This window comes from Bradyrhizobium sp. LeoA1Lang, assembly GCF_055413685.1.
The window spans coordinates 12198-32684 of sequence record NZ_JBVAPG010000093.1 but is presented as its reverse complement, the minus strand read 5'-3'; the positions used below and the strand labels follow the sequence as shown (position 1 = coordinate 32684).

13 protein-coding genes and 1 pseudogene are annotated in these 20487 nt (G+C 64.7%); 4 read left to right on the top strand and 10 right to left on the bottom strand.

From position 1 onward, the window contains the following. From ACZYOF_RS27200 to ACZYOF_RS27190, 3 genes and pseudogenes are all read left to right on the top strand, one after another. Positions 1-109 (top strand): annotated as a pseudogene (locus ACZYOF_RS27200) (IS110 family transposase); the annotation flags it as partial. 42 nt (positions 110-151) lie between these two features. Continuing rightward, positions 152-1348 (top strand): M23 family metallopeptidase, encoded by a 1197-nt coding sequence (locus ACZYOF_RS27195; protein WP_463717714.1) that lies wholly within the window; start codon positions 152-154, stop codon positions 1346-1348. Positions 1349-2165: 817 nt separating this feature from the next. Continuing rightward, a complete protein-coding gene (locus ACZYOF_RS27190; protein WP_463717712.1) occupies positions 2166-4322 on the top strand; it encodes a carbamoyltransferase C-terminal domain-containing protein in 2157 nt (718 codons plus the stop codon). A 27-nt stretch (positions 4323-4349) separates the two neighbouring features. On the opposite strand, the gene prfB is transcribed toward ACZYOF_RS27190, so the two are convergent. The 4 genes from prfB to ACZYOF_RS27170 form a co-directional block, all read right to left on the bottom strand. After that, positions 4350-5481, bottom strand: a protein-coding gene (gene prfB / locus ACZYOF_RS27185) for a peptide chain release factor 2 (protein WP_282527971.1) whose coding sequence is annotated in 2 segments (ribosomal slippage) — positions 4350-5411 and positions 5413-5481 — 1131 coding nt in all. Because the reading frame shifts where the segments join, the coding sequence is not laid out codon by codon here. A gap of 108 nt (positions 5482-5589) precedes the next feature. Continuing rightward, positions 5590-8076, bottom strand: a complete 2487-nt coding sequence (locus ACZYOF_RS27180; protein WP_463717711.1) for a penicillin-binding protein 1A — start codon at positions 8074-8076, stop codon at positions 5590-5592. A gap of 225 nt (positions 8077-8301) precedes the next feature. Next, positions 8302-9606, bottom strand: coding sequence for an N-acetylmuramoyl-L-alanine amidase (locus ACZYOF_RS27175; RefSeq protein WP_463717710.1), 1305 nt, complete (start codon positions 9604-9606; stop codon positions 8302-8304). 663 nt (positions 9607-10269) lie between these two features. Next, positions 10270-11289, bottom strand: coding sequence for a hypothetical protein (locus tag ACZYOF_RS27170; RefSeq protein ID WP_463717709.1), 1020 nt, complete (start codon positions 11287-11289; stop codon positions 10270-10272). A 66-nt stretch (positions 11290-11355) separates the two neighbouring features. On the opposite strand from ACZYOF_RS27170, the gene ACZYOF_RS27165 reads away from it, so the two are divergent. Beyond that, entirely contained in the window at positions 11356-13509 is a 2154-nt protein-coding gene (locus ACZYOF_RS27165; RefSeq protein WP_463717708.1) for an Rne/Rng family ribonuclease, read from the top strand. Positions 13510-13701: 192 nt separating this feature from the next. On the opposite strand, the gene ACZYOF_RS27160 is transcribed toward ACZYOF_RS27165, so the two are convergent. The 6 genes from ACZYOF_RS27160 to ACZYOF_RS27135 form a co-directional block, all read right to left on the bottom strand. Further along, complete coding sequence (locus ACZYOF_RS27160) at positions 13702-14469, bottom strand: DeoR/GlpR family DNA-binding transcription regulator (RefSeq protein ID WP_282527975.1); 768 nt, start codon at positions 14467-14469, stop codon at positions 13702-13704. A 311-nt stretch (positions 14470-14780) separates the two neighbouring features. Then, positions 14781-15779: a 4-hydroxythreonine-4-phosphate dehydrogenase PdxA gene (pdxA, locus tag ACZYOF_RS27155; RefSeq protein WP_463717707.1), complete on the bottom strand. Its 999-nt coding sequence runs from the start codon at positions 15777-15779 to the stop codon at positions 14781-14783. Next, the gene (locus ACZYOF_RS27150) at positions 15776-17083 is read right to left on the bottom strand and encodes a four-carbon acid sugar kinase family protein (protein ID WP_463717706.1); all 1308 of its coding nucleotides are present in this window, start codon (positions 17081-17083) and stop codon (positions 15776-15778) included. The genes pdxA and ACZYOF_RS27150 overlap by 4 nt, the downstream gene beginning before the upstream one ends. Before the next feature lie 2 nt (positions 17084-17085). After that, on the bottom strand, positions 17086-18123 hold the full coding sequence (locus ACZYOF_RS27145; RefSeq protein ID WP_394568098.1) for a 2-keto-3-deoxygluconate permease: 1038 nt from the start codon (positions 18121-18123) through the stop codon (positions 17086-17088). A 360-nt stretch (positions 18124-18483) separates the two neighbouring features. Then, entirely contained in the window at positions 18484-19821 is a 1338-nt protein-coding gene (locus ACZYOF_RS27140; protein WP_394568099.1) for a dicarboxylate/amino acid:cation symporter, read from the bottom strand. Positions 19822-19924: 103 nt separating this feature from the next. Beyond that, positions 19925-20482: a biotin transporter BioY gene (locus ACZYOF_RS27135; RefSeq protein WP_463717713.1), complete on the bottom strand. Its 558-nt coding sequence runs from the start codon at positions 20480-20482 to the stop codon at positions 19925-19927. Positions 20483-20487 lie beyond the last annotated feature (5 nt).

Below are 20487 nucleotides of genomic sequence, written 5' to 3'. Positions count from 1 at the left end.
TGCCGGAAAGGAAAAAATGGTCATTCGCATTGCGCTCGCCCGTAAGCTCCTGGTCCGCCTCAACGCCAAAGCACGCGAGGCGCGTGCCGCTTACGCCAATGCAACTTGACAATCCAGATAGTCGCTCGTCCATGCCGGCAAGCAGGTTCGCATTGGCCCGGTCCTGTTCTGGGCTGCGGTCGGCTCGGTGGTCCTGCTCGGCATATGGTCGGCCGCAACCGCGACCTATTTTGCGTTTCGCGACGACGTCCTGACCCGGCTGCTGGCCCGCCAGGCCGAGATGCAATTCTCCTATGAGGACCGGATCGCGGAATTGCGCGCCAAGGTCGACCGCACCACCAGCCGGCAGCTCCTGGACCAGGAACAGTTCGACCAGAAGCTCGAGCAGATCATGCGCCGGCAGACCGCGCTCGAAGCCCGCGCCACTGCGCTGGGCTCGATGCCGGATGTCGCAACAACCGGCTCGATCCGCCCGCCCGCGCGCAATGCCGCGCCGGAATCGACGGCGACGCCAAAGCCCTCGCCGATCAGCGACACCGTGATCTTCGCGGCGCCGCCGGATCGCGAGGCGCGGCTGGAATCGCGCGCCCCGATCAAGGCGGCGGCACCGGTGAACCAGTTCGCCAAGCTGCAAGGCTTCGACAATGTCCTGGTCCGTCTCCAGACCTCGCTCGACCAGGTCGAGCGACGCCAGATGGCAGCGCTGAGCTCAGCCGAGGAGACCATGGAATCGCGGGTCCGCCGGATGCGCGGTGTGATCACGGATCTCGGTCTCAACATGTCGCAGCTCGAAGCCGCGACCCCACGCTCGGCGATCGGCGGCCCCTTCGTGCCCGTCAAGCTGCCCGGCGACGCCGGTCCGTTCGAGCGGCAACTCAACCGCATCAACATCACCCGCGCGCAGATGCAGCGCTTGAACGCCACGCTGACGCTGGTGCCCTACCGCAAGCCCGTGATCGGTGAAGTCGAGTTCACCTCGGGCTTCGGCGTCCGCACGGATCCGTTCCTCGGCCGTCCCGCGATGCATACCGGCCTCGATTTCCGCGCCGCGATGGGCGATCCCGTCCGCGCCACCGCCAATGGCAAGGTGGTGTCATCGGGCTGGGCCGGCGGTTACGGCCGCATGGTCGAGGTCGATCACGGCAATGGTCTTTCCACCCGCTACGGCCACCTGTCCGAGATCAACGTCAAGGTCGGCGAAAACGTCAAGATCGGCCAGGTGATCGGCGCCGTCGGCTCGACCGGCCGTTCGACCGGCCCGCACCTCCACTACGAGACACGCATCGACGGCGACGCAGTCGACCCGCAAAAATTCCTGCGCGCCGGCGTGCGCCTCAGCGCGGGCTGATCTCCGTCGTCATTCCGGGGCGCGCGGAGCGCGAGCCCGGAATCCATCAGGCTACAGGCGCAGGCGGAGAAATGGATTCCGGGTTCGTCCTTCGGACGCCCCGGAATGACGGAGAACAATTCGCCAGCGACTCCAAGGTGATTTGCGTCGTCCAGCCCCCACACGAAAAATATTCCGCTTCCGTCGTCGGGCAAATCAGTGATTTAACTCCGCGCGTCTCACGCGAATGAGGGGCGGCTCGCGATCGTCACGAACGTTGCGGTGAGATGCGGTGGACGTTGGTGTTGCGAAAGACGAACGCGACATCAGCGGACGGCGAAGTCGTGTGGTCCTGGCGCCCCGACGCTGGCGCTAAGTTTTGTGGATCAAGTATCCGCAGAGTGACGGTGGCAAGAAAGCCCGGTCACCGGGCCGGTCACCGGGGAGAGCACGAAGGAAGCCGTAACACCATCGCGCAGGGAAAGCCGGAGTGTATTCGGTTGAACCTGTGGTCCTACCCCCGTGCTTTTTGTTGCACGGGACCCACGGGTGCAACCAGCACCCGGCTTTCCCTGCGCCCTCTGATTTCGAGAGGGTGGAAAGTGAAGCAAAACTCGGACGCAAAGCGCCGCGAGAATGCGAACTCATATCCGTTGAATCGGACGTAGGATGGGTAGAGTGAAGCGAAACCCATCAGCTTCGATAGCAAGCTGCGCGAGTGATGGGTTTCGCTTCACTCTACCCATCCTACAGAATCGGTGCGCAAACGAAACGGCATTGTTGCTTGGCAGAAAGTGTGATTGATGCATTCGAGATCGCACCGACAGGAACTCAGGACTTGGAACCGAACACGCGAATTGGTCCGCGACATCGCAGGCTCGGCGCCGCAGGCTTTCGCACCGCGCGATGGCTGGCGGCGAAGACGATGGGAGCGGCAAGCTTCCATCAGCTCGGCTCCGAGTTCGCCGACGCCCGGATTGCCTCTGTCCGCGACAAGCTCGCCCGCGGCGAGACCATCTATCTCGCGGGCCTCGGCCTTCCCGGCACGCACAATTCGGGCATCGCACTGGTCGAGGTGACTCAACGAGACGGCCCGCGCCTGATCGTCAACAACGAGGAAGAACGCTTTTCCGGCAACAAGCACACGACGGAATACCCTGAAAAATCGATCGACGCCGTTGTCGCAACATTACGCGGGATGGGACGCGATGTCGGCGCGATCGACGCTTGGCTGACAAGCTGGGACTATCCGACGCTTGCCGGCACGCTGGCGCGCTCGGTGCTGGAGGAATTGCCGCAAAGCCTGAAATTGTTGCGCACGACGGAAGCGTCCGCCTTCAATGGCCGCCGCCTCGACCAGATGACGCGGACACCAAAGATCCTCGCCCGCCAGCTCAAGCTTTCCGAGCGCGTGCCCCTGATCTGCCTGCCGCACCACGACAATCATGCCTGGTTCTCGTTCGCGGCATCTCCTTTCAAGGATGACGGCGAGCCGGTCGCCATCGCCGTGCTCGACGGCATCGGCGATCTCGGCTCGCTCTCGCTTTACGTCGTCGAGAAAGGCGCGATGCGCCGGCTCTACTGCAACGAGAGCATGTTCGATTCACTCGGCGCGTTCTACAGCGTGATCTCCTCGACCCAGGGCGGCTGGACCTGGCTGTCCAGCGAGGGACGCTACATGGGCGCAGCCGCCTGGGGCGATATGAGCCGATTGAGCAATCCCTATTATCGGAGGCTCCGCAAGGTGCTGCATCTCGGCGCCGACGGCGAAGTCTGGCTCAACCGCGCGATGGCGAACTGGTACTGCGACCCGTTCGACAATCCCTACAAGGCCGCGTTGACCGATATTCTCGGCGAACCGCTCAAGCCGGATCAACTCTGGAATCCCGACGCGATGCTGCGCGTCGAGGATATCAAGCACCGTCCCGACACGCAGGATCGCCTCGACAAGGCCGCCGCGACGCAGCTCGTGTTCGAGGACGCAATGATCCATGTCGTGGATCATCTGTTGCGCACAACCGGCGCCCGCCGGTTGGTGCTGACCGGCGGCGTCGCGCTCAACGCCGTCGGCAACATGCGCCTGATCGAGCATTTCGATGAGAGCTGGTTTGCCAATGCGCAGGGCCGGCGCGCGCAATTGCATCTGTGGGTGCCGCCGGTGCCCGGCGATCCCGGCGTCACCATCGGCGCCGCCTGGCTGTTCGCGCATCTCGCCGGTGCTCCGCGCGGCGGGCCGATGACGCATGCGTTCTACTGCGGCATGCCGCCGACATCTGACGACATCGCGATCGCGCTGAAGGCGGACGACATTGCCTCAGAGCGGATCGGCGACATCTCGACGCCTGAGGGACGCGACGCCATCGCCGACCTGATGGCGTTCATGGTGGCACAGAACGGCGTGATCGCGATCTATCAGGGCCCGGCCGAGACCGGGCCACGCGCGCTCGGCCATCGTTCGATCCTCGCCAACCCCTGCGATCCCGCCACGCGCGAGCGCCTGAACGAACGCGTGAAATATCGCGAGGCGATCCGGCCCCTGGCGCCGATGGCGACGCTGGAGGCGGCGCAGTATTATTTCGAAGTGCTGCCCGGCGCCTCCGACGACGACTACAACGCCTATAACTACATGGTGCTGACCGCACGCTCAAAACCGCACGCGCGCGACAAGATCCCGGCCGTCGTCCACGCCGACGGCACCGGCCGCATCCAGATCGTGCGCGAGCAGGACGATCCCCTCACCTACGCCTATCTCAAGGCGCTCGGCCGCCGCATCGGCGTCGAAGTGTCGGTTAACACGTCGTTCAATGTCGCAGGCCCGATCGCGCAGACGCCAAGCCAGGCCATCGACACACTGCGCCGCTCCAAGGGGCTCGACGCGGTCATCATGGTCGCAAGCGATGGCACCGTGTACGCCGCGTGGCACGGCGGGGCGCGTGACAGCGGCCGATTCACGCAATGGCTGTCGGAGTGGAAAAGCGTGCAGCCGGTTGCATGAGCAAGCCGAAACGGCGCGCTTCCTTTATTAATCGACATCCTCAATCGCGCCAGCCGTCGTGCCGAAAGCCTTTTGCGCCAGCGTGGCCGCCATGAACTCGTCAAGGTCGCCGTCGAGCACGCCTGCGGTATCGGAGGTCTGCACGCCCGTGCGCAGGTCCTTCACCATCTGGTAGGGCTGCAGCACGTAGGAGCGGATCTGGTGGCCCCAACCGATATCGGTCTTGGCGGCCTGATCCGCGGCGGCCTGCTCCTCGCGCTTCTTCAATTCGATCTCGTAGAGTCGGGCGCGCAGCATGTCCCACGCCTGCGCGCGGTTCTTGTGCTGGGAGCGGCCGGCCTGGCAGACCACGGCGATGCCGGTCGGGATATGGGTCAGGCGCACCGCGGACTCGGTCTTGTTGACGTGCTGGCCGCCGGCGCCGCCCGAGCGCATGGTGTCCGTGCGCACATCCGACTCCTTGATGTCGATCTTGATGCTGTCGTCGACCACCGGAAAGATCGTCACGCTCGAGAACGAGGTGTGGCGGCGCGCATTGGAATCGAACGGCGAAATCCGGACCAGACGATGCACTCCGGCCTCCGTCTTCAGCCAGCCATAGGCGTTGTGGCCGCTGATCTGGATGGTGGCGGACTTGATGCCCGCTTCTTCGCCCTGGGATTCCTCGAGAAACTCGACCTTGAAGCCATGATTCTCCGCCCAGCGCGTGTACATGCGGAGCAGCATCTGCGCCCAATCCTGGCTCTCGGTGCCGCCTGCGCCGGCATGGACTTCCAGATAGGAGTCGAACTTGTCGGCCTCGCCTGACAACAGCGCCTCCAGCTCGCGCCGGGCGACTTCCTTTTTGAGGTCCTTGAGCGCCTTCTCGGCTTCCGCGACGACGCCCTCATCGTTCTCGGCCTCGCCGAGCTCGATCATGCCGACATTGTCCTCGAGCTCGCGCTCGACCTTGCTGATGCCGGACAGCGCATCCTCCAGCGAGGTGCGCTCCTGCATCAGTTTCTGGGCTTTCTGGGGATCGTTCCAGAGATCGGGATCTTCGGCGAGCTTGTTCAGCTCGGCCAGCCGTGCCGTCGATTTCTCGACGTCAAAGATGCCTCCTCAGCAGCCCGACCGACTGCTTGATCTCTTCAACAAGGCGTTCCACTTCCGCGCGCATGGTCTTTCTGGTCTGAATTATGAATGTCTTGTGAGGGATGTAGCGGCCGAAGCGCTGAAGCGCAATCGGCCGCGAGCCTATTTCCCGATGATTTGGAGCTTCAGGGCGCTAATACAATCCGCCGGGACGCATGATCGCACCTGCGTCGGGCGCGACGGCCGGCGGCAACCGGCCCTCGGCGTCGGCCACGCCGATAGCGGAGTAGCTATCCGGCGGCGCCGTGCCCGGCTTGAATGCCTCCAGGATGGTGCGTCCCCCCTCGCCCGGGCCAGCGCGCATGCCGCTCTTGGAATCGACGCGGACGAGCTTGATGCCGGCCGGAATCTTGAACGGCGTTGCCGGCTTTTCCGCCAGTGCAAGTTTGAGGAAATCGCGCGCGACCGGCGCGGCCAATGCGCCGCCGGTGGCCTTGCGACCGAGATTGCGCGGCTTGTCGTAACCCAGGTAGACACCGACTACGAGATCCGGCGAGAAGCCGATGAACCAGACGTCCTTCTCGTCGTTGGTGGTGCCGGTCTTGCCGGCGATCGGCTTGCCGACTTCCTTCACCGCCGTGGCGGTTCCGTACTGGACCACGCCTTCCATCATCGAGGTGATCTGGTAGGCCGTCATCGGATCGAGCACCTGCTCGCGGCGATCGACGAGCTGCGGCTCGGGCTGGTTCTTCCAGCCGCCGGGCGCGTCACAGCCGCGGCATTCGCGCTGGTCATGCCTGTAGATGGTGTGACCGTAACGATCCTGGATGCGGTCGATCAGCGTCGGCTTCACGCGGCGGCCGCTATTGGCGAACATCGAATAGGCCGTGACCATCCGCATCACCGTGGTCTCGCCGGCGCCGAGCGCATAGGAGAGATAGTTCGGCAGTTCGTCATAGACGCCGAAGCGCTTGGCGTATTCGCCGATCAGGGGCATGCCGATGTCCTGCGCCAGCCGCACCGTGACGGTGTTCAGCGAGCGCGCCAGCGCGTTGCGCAGCGTGGTCGGACCGTAATACTTGCCAGTCGAATAGTTCTCCGGGCGCCAGACGCCGGCGCCCTGCCCCTGGTCGATTTCGATGGGCGCGTCGACCACCACGGTGGATGGCGTGTAGCCATTATCCAGCGCCGTCGAATAGACGATCGGCTTGAACGACGAGCCCGGCTGCCGATAGGCCTGGGTGGCGCGGTTGAACTGGCTCTGGTCGAACGAGAAGCCGCCGACCATGGCCAGCACGCGGCCAGTCCATGGATCCATCGCGACCATGGCACCGGAGATTTCCGGCAATTGCCGCAGCCGGTACTGGCCTTCGACCGCCGTGCCCTCCTTGGTCACCAGAGGGTCGGCATAGATTACATCACCGGGCGCGAGCACCTGCGACACCGCCGTTGGCGTCCGCCCGCGCGCCGCGCCGGAAGTGGGCCTTGCCCAGCGCACGCCATCGAGCGTGATGATGCCGGTCTGCCGCTGCTTGCTGACGGCGCCGCCGAGCTCGCGGCCGGGTTGGAATCCGATTCGCGCCGACTGGTCGCTGGTTTCGAGCACCACCGCAATTCGCCACGGCGAGATGTCGGAGAGCGATTTGACGTCGGCGAGCTTCACGCCCCAATCGCCGGAAACATCGAGCTTGGTGATCGGGCCGCGCCAGCCCTGCCCTTCGTCGTAGTTGACGAGGCCGGCGGCCATGGTCTTGCGCGCCATCACTTGGATCTTCGGATCGAGCGTGGTGCGCACCGACAAGCCGCCCTCGTAAAGCTTCTTCTCGCCGTATCGCTCGAAGATGTCGCGGCGGACCTCCTCGGCGAAATATTCGCCGGCAAAGGTGTGTGAGCCGTTGCTGCGATTGGTGACGACCAACTGCTCCTTGCGCGCCTTGTCGGCGTCGGCCTGCTTGATCCAGCCATTCTCGAGCAGCCGGTCGATCACGTAGTTGCGGCGCTCGATCGCGCGGTCGCGGTTGCGCACCGGATGCAGCGCCGCCGGCGCCTTCGGCAGCGAGGCGAGATAGGCGGCTTCGGCGACGGTCAGTTCATTCACCGACTTGTCGAAATAGACCAGCGAGGCGGCGGCGACGCCATAGGCACCAAGGCCGAGATAGATTTCGTTCAGATAGAGCTCGAGGATGCGATCCTTGGAGTAAGCGCGCTCGATGCGCATCGCGAGCAGCGCTTCCTTGATCTTGCGAGCGAACGAGACCTCGTTGGTGAGCAGGAAGTTCTTGGCGACCTGTTGCGTGATCGTCGACGCGCCCTGCGGCCGGCGGCCCGAGCCATAATTCTGCGCGTACAGGATCGCAGCGCGCGCCATGCCGGAGAAGTCGATGCCGCCGTGCTCGTAGAAATTCTTGTCTTCGGCTGCGAGGAACGCGTTGATGACGAGCTTGGGCACCGCCTGGATCGGCAGATAGAGCCGCCGCTCCTTCGAATATTCGCCGAGCAGCGAGCCGTCGGACGCGTGCACGCGCGTCATCACCGGCGGCTCATAGTCCTGAAGCTGAGAATAGTCCGGCAGGTCCTTGGAGAAATGCCAGATCGCGCCCGCGACGCCGGCCACGCCGACCAGGAACACGACGGTCCCCGCGGCGAACAAGAAACCCATGAACCGCACCAGCAAGCGCATTATCGAAGTTCCGTTTCAACCCTGTTGCGCCAGACCAGCCGGCGACAGTTCCTCGTTGCGAATGCCCCTGGCCCTAACAGCCTGCGGGTGCTTGAGGCGAACAATACAGCGCTCCGCGGACAAAATCGGCCGATTCCGCGAGGCCCCCAGACGATGTCGTATACCGTTGCCGCTGTGGCCAAACTAGGGCTTCCTGGTTCCGAGCGGCGCCTTTTCTCGGCACTGTCACTTGTCCGGCGTATCCGGCGTGGCCGTCGCGAGTCGCTTGGCAAAAAAGGCGTCAATGGCCTGCAGCATCGATCCCACCGCCTTGTTGCGCCAGTTCTCCGATACCAGGTGTTCGAGGTCGCCTTTGTTGGAGACATAGCCGAGTTCGACCAGGACCGAGGGCACGTCGGGCGCCTTCAGGACCCGAAAGCCCGCCGATTTCAGCGGGTGCTTGTGCATCCGCGCCGTCGTCTTCATCTCGGACACCAACAACCGCGCGAAGCGGTTGGAGAATGTCTTGGTCTCGCGGCGGGCGAGATCGATCAGGATATCGGCGACCTCGGTCGGCTCATCGGACAGGTTCACGCCGGCGATGGCGTCCGCCTTGTTCTCGGCTTCCGCCAGCCGCTCCGCTTCGGCGTCGGAGGCCTTGTCAGACAGCGTATAGATGGTGGCGCCCTGGGCGTCGCCTTCCCGGCGCGGCAGCGCGTCGGCATGGATCGAGACGAACAGCGCCGCCGACTGGCTGCGGGCGATTTTGACCCGGTCGTTCAGCGGGATAAACGTGTCATCGGTGCGGGTCATGACGACCCGGTATTTGCCCGACTTCTCGATCCGATCACGCAAGGCGAGCCCGAAGCCGAGCACGAGGGTCTTTTCCAACTCGCCGTTCGACTGGGTACCGTTGTCGATGCCGCCATGGCCGGGATCGATCACGATCAGGGGGCGCGAATCCGCCGGCTCGCCCGGTTTTGCGTTGGGTGTTCCCTCGGCTGGCATCGCCGCCTTGGCGTCCGCGATGGTTGGCTTCAGCTCCGGCCGGTCGTCCAGCGCAAGCTGCTGAGTGAACGCGTTGCGGTCAACCTGCTCCAGTTCCAGGACCAGGCGCGGCGGCTGGCCGTTGGCCGCGTCCAGCACGTAGGAATTGGCGATCTTCGCCGGGCCCGTCAGGTCAAAGACGATTCGCGAACCGCCGGGCATCACCAGCCCGTAGCGGAATGCCTTCACCAGCCCGCGCCCGGCATTGCCGGTCCCGGAAGGAAGCTGGAACATCACCTGGGGAATATCCACCACCACCCGGTAGGGGTCGGCTAGCGTGAAGGCGCGGAACTGGATCTTCTTGTCGAGATCGACAATGAACCGGGTCTGTTTGGCGTCGCCGGCCAACCGGGCTTCGGAAACGATAGGAAAATCAGTGTTTGCAGAAGGGCTTGGCGGCGTTCCTTCAGCTACGCCGGGAACAACAAACGGGCCGCACGACAATGCTGCGGCGCACAACAGTCTGCACCCCAGCGAAGTCCATCGATTTACGCGGTCCGCCACGATTCGGCACCCTCCGAGCCGTCGTCATACCGCATTAGAACCACAGGGTTAACGAGACCCTAATACCGCACGGGCGAAATGGTTCGACTGTTGCCCCGCCGCCGACGCTCCCTTGCGCGTGACGATCAATCCACGTATGTACGTGGTGCTGATGGCTAATACTCCCGGTTGTGTCGCGTTCAGCCTCCCGGTGCAGCGGTGGAACCTTCAAGCCGAAGGAACCAGCGTTTTTCCCGGTCCCTCCCCAGCCAGCGCCGCGCGCGGCTGACATGGAGTGGCGGTTTGAGCCCGAGCGGCGTCCGGCCCCAGACACATTCTGTGTGGCAAGGGGCGAGACACGGCAGAACTGATTGTTCGGCCCCAAAGCATGATCCGGAGAACTGGGTACCAGTTTTTCGAAACGATCATGGTCAAAAAGGGGGCCGATATGTGATTGGCCGGCGAGCGCTTTCGCGCCGCGCCGGGCCTTCAGCGAAGGATGCGGCGGTATTGTTTGCCGCCAAAATATGTTCAGACGGGCCAACCGCTTAATGCGCCAGACTGTGTTGCCGACCAACACCCCCCAGACGATCGCGACCACGCGAGGCGAAAACTCCGCACGCCGCGTCGTTCCGGTGGGAGCGGGTTCGGCACGGCGCCGCGATTTGCGTTTTGGCCTTCCCCTCACCCCCGAATCAGGTGGACCGTCGCGTCACCGGGCGGCGCAATTCGCGCGCGCCATGCTACGCGCCCGCCGCCTTCAAGAGCTCCAGAATGCCCAACAAGATGTTGATCGATGCCACCCACCCGGAAGAGACCCGGGTCGTCGTGGTCCGCGGCAATCGCGTCGAAGAATTTGATTTCGAGACTGCCCAACGCAAGCAACTGCGCGGCAATATTTACCTCGCCAAAGTGACGCGCGTAGAGCCGTCGCTGCAGGCGGCGTTCATCGAGTATGGCGGCAATCGCCATGGCTTCCTTGCCTTCAGCGAAATCCATCCAGACTATTACCAGATCCCGGTCGCCGACCGTCAGGCGCTGATCGAGGCCGAAGAGCGCGCCCATCGCGAAGCCGAGGAGGAAAGCGAAAGCCGGCCTCACCGCCGCCGCTCCCGGCACCGCAATGCCCGCCGCCGCAGCCATGGCGAGCGCGTGCAGAGCGAGGTCGTCGAGGGTGCCGAGCCGCTCGATCCGCAGGCCGATGAGGATCACGCGCTTCATACGGAGGCCGAGCAGCACGACCTCGGCGCCGATGCGCATGAACACCATGAGCACGAAGCACACGAGCATGCTGACGAGCACGACCGTCATGACGAGCACGATCGTGATGGGCACGAGCACGGCGAACACGAACACGAGCGTGCTCACGACGACCGTCATGCTCATGACGACCATGATCATGCGCCGGCTCTGAGCGAGGCCGCTGCAACGGAAGCGCAACCCGACCCGGTCGTCGCCGCGATCGAGGCATCGGCCGCCGCGGCCACTCCGGATGTCGGGGCCGAGATCGAGGTTAACCACGAGCCCGAGCGCGCCCGAGAGGAGCAGGTCGAGGAAAACGCCGCCCACGCCGAGGATGCGCAACAGACCGCGCAGCCCAGCGAGGAGCATCCGGCGTCCGATGAGCATGCCCCCGCGGAACTCGTCGCGGAGGCTGCGCCGCACGACGAGCATGGCGCCGAGCCGCTCGGCGACGAGGCGCATGACGATGAGGATGACGAGGACGGCGAAGAAGAAGAGGAAGTCGTCGAATCCGTTGGCGGCGACGACGTGCTCGAGGAGGTGCCGGAGCGCACCTTCCGACCGCGACGCCAGTACAAGATCCAGGAAGTCATCAAGCGCCGGCAGGTGATGCTGGTGCAGGTCGTCAAGGAAGAGCGCGGCAACAAGGGCGCGGCGCTGACGACGTATCTCTCGCTCGCCGGCCGTTACGCGGTGCTGATGCCCAACACCGCGCGCGGCGGCGGCATCAGCCGCAAGATCACCTCGGCCCAGGACCGCTCGCGGCTCAAGGAAGTGGTGCAGGATCTCGACGTGCCCGAGGGTATGGGCATCATCCTGCGGACCGCCGGAGCCTCGCGTTCGAAGCAGGAGATCAAGCGCGACTTCGAATATCTGATCCGCATGTGGGAAACCGTGCGCGACCTGACCCTGAAGTCGCAGGCCCCTACCCTCGTCTACGAGGAAGGCTCGCTGATCAAGCGCTCGCTGCGCGACCTCTACAACAAGGAGATCGACGAGATCATGGTGGCCGGCGAACCCGGCTACCGCGAAGCGCGCGACTTCATGAAGATGCTGATGCCGGAGAACGTCCGCGTGGTGAAGCAGTACCGCGACGGCCAGCCTCTGTTCTCTCGGATGGGCGTCGAGAGCCAGCTCGACGCGATGTTCTCCCCGACCGTGCAGCTACGCTCCGGCGGCTACATCGTCATCAACCAGACCGAGGCGCTGGTCTCGATCGACGTCAACTCCGGCCGCGCCACACGCGAGCATCACATCGAGGATACCGCTCTCAAGACCAATCTCGAGGCGGCGGAGGAAGTTGCGCGGCAGCTCCGCCTGCGCGACCTCGCGGGCCTGATCGTCATCGACTTCATCGACATGGACGAGAAGCGCAACAACCGCGCGGTCGAGCGCAAGCTCTCCGACTGTTTGCGGCAGGACCGCGCGCGCATCCAGGTCGGGCGCATCTCGCATTTCGGCCTGCTCGAGATGTCGCGCCAGCGCATCCGCGCCAGCGTGCTTGAGAGCTCGACCGAGCCCTGCCCGCATTGCGGCGGCTCTGGTCATGTCCGCTCGGTCTCGTCGGTGGCGCTGCAGCTCCTGCGCGGCATCGAGGAGATCCTGATGAAGGGCGCGACCCACAATCTCGTGGTGCGCACCCGCACCGACGTCGCGCTCTACGTCCTCAACCACAAGCGCGGCCATCTGCGCGACCTCGAGACCGCCTTCAAGGTCCAGATCTCGGTGGCGGCGGATGCGACCGTGAGCGGCCAGCAGTCCTACGTCATCGACCGCGGCGAGCAGGTGCACACGCTGGAAGCCGCCAAGGCGCTGCTCGCGGCGCAGGCCGCGTCCGCGCCGCCTCAGCTCGAAGAGGCCTATGACGACGAGGAACCCTTCGACATCGAGGCGGAGATCGAGACCGAGGAGACGGAAGGACTGAGCGACGAAACGGGCGCCGGCGAAGAGGCCGACGGTCCGCGCCGAAAGCGGCGCCGGCGGCGTCGCGGCCGCGGTGGCGAAGCCCGCGACCGCGAGGGCGGTGTGCCGCGCGAGGATGGCGAGGCGTTGCGGCTTGCGCCCGAGACCGACGACGGCATTGCCGCCGAGGAAGTCGAGACCGACGAGGACGAGAGCGAAGATCAGTCGGCTTTCGCTCGTGGTGAAGGCCAGAACGGCGAACGCCGTCCGCGCCGGCGTGGACGTCGCGGCGGACGCCGCCGCCGTAGCGGCCATGGTGCGGATGAGGGTCTTGCCGCCTCGATTGCCGACGAGCTCGGCCCGCGCGCGGAGCCGGAAGCAGCGGACGCTGTCGCCGATTTCGACGGCGGTTCGCCCGAGCCTGCACAGACATTGGTTCAGCCTGAACCGGTCGCCGAGCCCGAGTTCGAACTCGAGCTGCAGCCGGCCGAGAGCCCGCCCCCTCAGCCGGAGCCGGTGAGCGTCGCCGCGCCCGAGGCCGAGGAGCCTGCGCAGGAGAACGATCGCGCGATGCGTCGCCGCTCGACCGTGCGCGAGAAAGTGAGCTTCGCCTCGCAGCCCGAGCCCGCGCCCGTCGTCGTGCAAAGCGAATCCGAGCCGATTCCGCCGGCAGAGCCCGCTCCCGCGGCGGTCGCAGAGCCCGCCCCTGCAGCAACGACCACCGAAGCCTCGCCGCGCAAGGCCGGCTGGTGGTCGCGCCGCTTTGGCGGCGGCGGCTAGAGCGTTTTCGAGCGAAGTGGACACCGGTTCGCGTGAAGAAAACGCGTCAAAACAAGAATCTAGAGCTTCGGTTCTGATTCAATCAGAACCGAAAATGCTCTGGAGCATGATCCGGAAAAGTGGAAGCCGGTTTCCGTAACCCCGCCTCGGTCGATATTTTTCTTCGATCATGCGGAAAATTGCGGTGCCGGCTCAGCGAACGCCAGCAACGATCAAGCGCGCTCCCGCATCGGCGAGACGCTTGCACTGCTCCTCGGATGCGCCGACATCAGTCACCAGAGTCCAGCGCGGCGGCAGCGGCGCCCAGGCCATTTGTTCGGCGCGGCCGAGCTTGCTGGCGTCGGCGAGAACGATGACTTCTTTCGACTGCTGCATCATCAGCGACTTCAGTGCGACCTGCTCGAGATCCGCTTCGCACAGGCCACGGCCATTCACCACGCCGTCGGCGCTCATGACGGCGCGGTCCGCGGTCATGCGCCGCAGCGCGTCATTGGCGAGCGGCCCCATGGTGCTCATGCTGGTGGTGCGCAGCGCGCCGCCCAGCACCACAAGCTCTATGGTCGGAGCCTTGGCGAGGAAGGGCAGCAGCGCAAGGTTGTTGGTGATGATGCGCAGCCGCCGCTGCTGCAGCAGTCGGCCGAAGGCTGCGACCGTCGAGCCGGCATCGAGAATCAGCGTGTCGCCGTCCTCGATCAGATCGATCGCCGCGCGCGCGATCGCCTGCTTCTGTTTGCCCTGGACCGCAAGGCGCTGCTCGAGCGTCGTCTCGGTTGCGTGCGCGGTGAGAATGGCGCCGCCATAAGTGCGGCGCACGGCATTGTTCTTGGAGAGATGCTGCAGGTCGCGCCGCACGGTGGAGGCGGAGACGTCGAAGCGGCGCGCGAGATCTTCGATATCGATCTCTCCCGCGTTCAGTGCTTCCAACAGACGAGCGTGACGCTCCTTGCTGCGCATCGACATCGAACCTCAGCCCACAGATTCATTGCCGTCAGCCGAGCTCGACCGTATCGGCTTCGCGGCACGGCCGATGGATACCACGATGCGTCGGCCGCGCAATATAAGCGCTTAACATCTCGCTCCTCATCCTGAGGAGCCCGCGTAGCGGACGTCTCGAAGGATGAAGCCTCATGGTTCTCAAAGCGGTGCGAAGCATCGTCCGGAGACGACGCTTCGCGCCTCCTCACCATGAGGAGAGATGCGAATCCAGTAGGGACAGGCGGAGGGCACGCTTCGCTCGAAACCGCTCTGGTCCCCTTTCTCAGGCAGCCCCCTCAAGCCGCCTTCTTCGGCGCGAGATCGACCGCCTGCCGCAGCGCCTCGATCAGGCTGCGTTCGTCGGCGACGCCCTTACCCGCGATGTCGAAGGCGGTCCCGTGATCGACCGAGGTGCGGATCACCGGCAGGCCAACAGTGATGTTCACACCGGCTTCCAGCCCCAGCACCTTGATGGGTCCATGGCCCTGATCGTGATACATCGCGACCACCATGTCGTAGTCGCCGCGGCCGGCCAGGAAGAACAGCGTGTCGGCAGGCAGGGGGCCGCGCACGTCCCAGCCCTTGCGCTGACAGGCTTCCACGGCCGGCGTGATCTTCGCGGCTTCTTCGCCGCGGCCGAACAACCCGTTCTCGCCGGCATGCGGATTGATGGCGCAGACGCCGATCTTCGGATTGGCGATGCCGGCGCGCACCAGCACGTCATGTCCGCGTGCGATGACACGTTCGACGAGGCCGGGCTCGATCTTCTCGATCGCATCGAGCAGGCCGATATGCGTGGTCACGTGAATGACGCGAAGTTTCGGCGACACCAGCATCATCGACACTTCCGGCGTGCCGGTCAGATGCGCCAAGAGCTCGGTATGGCCGGGATATTTGTGGCCGGCCGCATGCAGCGCTTCCTTGGAGAGCGGCGCGGTGCAGATGCCCTGAGCGAGCCCTGCCTGCACCACCTGCACGGCTTTCTCGATATAGCGATAGGCCGCTTCACCTGCCGTCGCCGAAACTTTGCCGAACGGCAGATCATCCGGCACCAGCTTCAGGTCAACGCACTGCACGGCCTCCGACGCAAAATTCGCCTCCTTCGCGTCGCTCAACGCATCGACCTTAAGCGACTCGCGGACGATCTGACCGGCCTTGCGCAGACGGTTGGCGTCGCCGATCACCAGCGCATTGCAGATCGCCCGCACCTGCGGTTGCACGAGCGCCTTCATGATCACCTCAGGTCCGATACCGGCCGGATCTCCCATGGTGATCGCAATGGTCGGACGAGTCATATGAAACTTCCCCTGGTTCGGACAGCGCGAAGGCGCTCGCTGATGCGGATGAGGCTTTGCTCGTCACCGAACGCGCCCGCTTTGGTGGCGATCGGAACGGACAATCGGCCAAGAGTAAGGCCGAGCGACACGCCCGGCTCGATTTCGTCGGCAAGACGGATGCCGTTGACGCCGAAGCGCGACAGCATCGCCGCGGCGGTTTCGCCGCCGGTCGCAGCGAAGGCGCCGATCGCGGGTGCGATGGTCTCCAGAGCGTCGGCGAGGCCCTTGGCGAGCTGCGGGCCGAGCGACATGTCGGGGTGATCATCCATCATGATCTCAACCAGTGCATCGCCGCCGCCGGCAAGTCGTTTCATCACGTCCGCGGCGAGTGCCGCCCGGCCGGCACCATCCTTGAGCAGCGTCTCCGGCGCGACCGGGAAATGCGCCACGGTGCCGGTCGCCTCCAGCTCGCGCGCGGCGCCGCGAGACGCGCCGGCGAGCGAGCCCACCACGATCAGGGTACCGGATTCGCTCGTCGGAATGCGCAGCGCCTCGACGGCATGGCTGACTTCGAGACCGGCCAGTGCGTGCGCGAGGCCGGCGCTGCCGATGAAGAAGGTTGCGGGCGATGCATGCAGGCTCGCCTCCGCGATCAAATGCAGATCGTGTTCAGTCGCGGCGTCGCAGGCCGCGACCACATCGCCCTCCCCGGCGAGCCTCGCGAACGTGGCTTTGAGATCGCCACCGCGCACAGTAGCGAGCTTGACCTTCTCACCGCGAATGCCCGCGGTCGCGAGAACGTCGGCAAGATCGGCATTCGGATAGGTGTGGTCGCGCCGCCAGACCTCGGCTTCCTCGAGGGGGCGGCCTTTGACCAGGATGCGCCCGTCGATCGTGGTGCGGCCGGTGGCCGGAAAGGCCGGCGCGAACACGCCGAAGGCCGGCCCCGACCGCGACTTGAGATGCGCAAGCGCGGCGGCAGTCTCCGCCGCAGGTTGCCCCCGCAGCGTCGAGTCAATTTTTTTGAAAAGAATACGCCCGGGTTCGCACAGGCGCGCCAGCACATCGGCATGGCGGGCTGCAGCGGCCCCGGCCGAAAGGCCTCGACTCGCCGCATCGTAGGCCAGGACGGGCAACTGGTAACCCGACGCGTCGGTCACCTCACCCCACGTCACCGCAGCCGCACGCCCCCTTCTGCCGAAGGCGATCGCACAATCCGCGGCACCGGTGAGATCGTCAGCGACGATCAGCCAGCTTTGGCTTGACGCATTTTCTTGACGCGAACCGGTATCCACTTCGCTCGAAAACGCTTTAGGGGTCATCTTCAGCGACCTGCCTCAGTGACAGCCGCGTGCGCTGCGGGGGTCATCTTGCCGGCAGAAGCCACGCTCTCTTCTGCAGGCTCCTCGACGTCGCGACCGACAACGCGGGCCGTCCAGGCGGTGACGATCGGCACCAGGATTGCGGTAACCACGACGCACGCCGCGACGAGGATGGTCGCAGGCCGTGCCGCGTCCGCATAGGCCGGATTGGCCGCGGCGACAATCGCCGGGACGGCCGCCGCATTACCAGCCGTCGAGGCCGCCGCAACACCCGCGACACCATTCCCGCCAGTGATGCGATCGGCGAAGAACAGCGGGATGCCGGTCACAACCACCACGGCCACTCCCATGCCGAGGCCGAGTAGACCGGCCTGCCAGACCTTCGATAGATCGAGGCCGGCGCCGAGCGCGAAGGCGAAGAACGGGATCATCACAGGCACCGCGCGGCTCAGGAAGTCGCGCATCTCGCGATCGAGATTGCCGATGATCATGCCCACCACCAGAGGCAGGATAGCGCCCACCAGGGTCTGGAATGGAAATGCCGAGAGGCCGGCCACGCCCAAGGTGATCATGGTGAGGAAAGGACCGCTCTCCAGCGACATGATGGTATAGGCGCCGACGTCACGCGGGCGTCCATATTGGCCCATCAACGCCATATAGAGACCGCCATTGGTGTCGTTCATGGCGGCGACGATCGCGAGAGTCGATACGCCCGCGAACATGCCGGCTGCGACCGGCGCTTCTCCCAAAATGCGGCCGAAGATCAGGCCGAGGGCAACGGCAACGCCGACCTTCACGATCAGCAGGGTGCCGCCCTTCTTCACAATGTAGGGGGTCGCGCGGAAGTCGATGCTCGCGCCCATGCAAACGTAAAACACGGCGAGAATCGTCAGTGCGCCGGAGAAAAGTGCGCCGGTGAAGGAGCCAAAGAACTTCGGAGTATCGGGAAAGAAGGTCGCAATAAGCGCCCCCACCAACAGCGGGACCACCATCATCCCGCCAGGCACCTTCTCGATCGCCCGCTTAATTGGAACCTGCATTTCTGTTTTCCTCCCGCGCAAGGCGCCCATCCGATCATTCTGCGCATTTCCGCCAGAGAAACGAGCAAACGGCTGCCCTTATATGCTCACATTACGCAATATTCAAGATTTTATTGCGCGCTTCGCGCAATACGGCTACGCGGCCCGCACAAGCCCGGTCCGATCCGCCCCAGAAATCCGAAAATCACGCCGCCCGTTGTGATCTTGGACGGACGGCGGCCTAATCTTCGGGCGGCTGTCTACCGCCAGCCCTAGCTAGCTTCCTTCAGAACGATTGGCTCCATACGGAACGGGGCGCACCATGAAAATGGTGCGCCCCGTTAGCGTTTCTTTTGCCGCGGCGAAAAGCTCGCTGGCAGATCACCCCGTGGTGATCGCCGTCTCGACGTCGGACGGATCGATCTGCTTGTTCAGGTTGGCGTGCAGCTTCTTGTGGTCGAGCTCGCCCTCCCACCATGAGACGAACACCGCGGCGATGCCGTTGCCGGTGATGTTGGTCAGCGCACGCACCTCGCTCATGAACTTGTCGATCGAGAACACGATGGCCATGCCCGGCACCAGGGCCGGATTGACCACGGTCAGCGTCGCCGCAAGCGTGATGAAGCCCGCGCCGGTGACGCCGCTCGCCCCTTTTGAGGTCAGCATCGCCACGATCAGGATGGTCAATTGCTGGCCGAAGGTGAGATCGACGCCAAGCGCTTGCGCGATGAACAGCGTCGCCAGCGTCATGTAGATGTTGGTGCCGTCGAGGTTGAAGGAATAGCCAGTCGGCACTACGAGCCCGACCACCGGCTTGGAGCACCCGAGCCGCTCCAGCTTTTCCATCAATTGCGGCAGCGCGCTCTCGGACGAGCTGGTGCCAAGCACGATCAACAGCTCGTCCTTGATGTAGGCGATGAACTTGAAGATGCTGAAGCCCATCACCCGCGCGATCAGGCCGAGCACAAGCACCACGAACAGCGCGGCGGTGCCGTAGAACAGCCCGATCAGGCCGATCAGATTACCGAGCGCTGCGGGACCGAACTTGCCGATAGTAAAGGCCATCGCGCCGAACGCGCCGACGGGCGCCGCTTTCATGACGATGCTGATCACGCCGAACACCGCATGTGCGCCATCGTCAATGATGTCGCGCAGCCGCTCGCCGCGCTTGCCCATCGCCATCAGCGCAAAGCCGAACAGGATCGCGAACAGCAGCACCTGCAGGATGTCACCGCGCGCGAACGCGCCGAACACGCTGTCGGGGATGATGTTGAGAACGAAATCGACCGACTTCTGGGCGTGCGCTTGATCCGCGTATTTGGTGGCGCTCGCGACGTCCGCGGCCCCGGGCTTCGCTGCCAGCCCATGGCCGATCTGGAACAGATTGCCCATGATCAGGCCGAGGATCAGCGCGAAGGTGGAGACGATCTCGAAATAGAACAGTGCCTTGATGCCGACGCGCCCGACCTTGCTAGCGTCCTGGATATGCGAGATGCCCGAGACCACCGTGCAGAAGATGATCGGAGCGATCACCATCTTGATCAGCTTGATGAAGCCGTCGCCGAGCGCCTTGATCCAGTCGTTGGTCGCAACGTTCGGCCACAACCAGCCGACCACGACGCCGAGCACGATCGCGATCAGCACCTGGACATAGAGGATTCGGTACCACGGTTTTGATGTGCTGGCCTCAGCAGGCCCGCTCGTCGCAATCGTTGCCATGACTCTCACTCCTACTCGAAGATGCGCAAGGCCGATCCGCCGAGCCAATCGGGGATGACCATCTCGAAAATTCAGATTGGCAGGCGCCTCGACCGGGGCCCTCTTACGGGCGATGATCCGCGAGCCGCCGTGCGGCCGGCAGCAGCGCGGCCCCGAGCGCGGTCTTGACGAGCGTGCCGGCAATGAACGGCACGATCCCGACCAGCCACGCCTTCCCGGCGCCCAAGCCGACGCCGAAGGCGAGCCAGGCAAAACCGGCCGCGAGGATGATGATGTGGCCGAGCGCCATCGCTGCAAACAGCCGGGCCATGCTGCGGTCCCAGCCGCGCTCGGCGAGCCCGCCAGTGACGAACGCCGCCGCCACGAAGCCGAACAGATAGCCGGCCGTCGGCCCCATCAGCGGCGCGAGGCCGCCGACCGGTCCGGCAAACACCGGAAAGCCCATCGCGCCTTCGGCCAGATAGGCGATCACGGTCGCAGTTCCGAGCCACGAGCCATAGGCGGCGCCGATCATCAGCACCACCAGCGTCTGCAGCGTCATTGGCACATAGGGCAACGGCAGATTGACCTTGGCCGACAGCATCAGCAGCGCCGTGCCCAGGAACACCAGGATGGTCCCGCGCCATAGCGAGGAGAATTCACCCGACCGGTTCGGCCACAGCACCG

Excerpts from the sequence above, each read along its gene's own strand:
- ACZYOF_RS27170 (WP_463717709.1), bottom strand. The coding sequence starts at position 11,289 with ATGCGCCTCGTCGCCGAGCGGCTCGGCGCCATGCTCGTCGTGCGGCGC.
- pdxA (WP_463717707.1), bottom strand. The coding sequence starts at position 15,779 with ATGACTCGTCCGACCATTGCGATCACCATGGGAGATCCGGCCGGTATC.
- ACZYOF_RS27145 (WP_394568098.1), bottom strand. The coding sequence starts at position 18,123 with ATGCAGGTTCCAATTAAGCGGGCGATCGAGAAGGTGCCTGGCGGGATG.
- ACZYOF_RS27150 (WP_463717706.1), bottom strand. The coding sequence starts at position 17,083 with ATGACCCCTAAAGCGTTTTCGAGCGAAGTGGATACCGGTTCGCGTCAA.
- ACZYOF_RS27140 (WP_394568099.1), bottom strand. The coding sequence starts at position 19,821 with ATGGCAACGATTGCGACGAGCGGGCCTGCTGAGGCCAGCACATCAAAA.
- ACZYOF_RS27160 (WP_282527975.1), bottom strand. The coding sequence starts at position 14,469 with ATGTCGATGCGCAGCAAGGAGCGTCACGCTCGTCTGTTGGAAGCACTG.
- ACZYOF_RS27180 (WP_463717711.1), bottom strand. The coding sequence starts at position 8,076 with ATGCGCTTGCTGGTGCGGTTCATGGGTTTCTTGTTCGCCGCGGGGACC.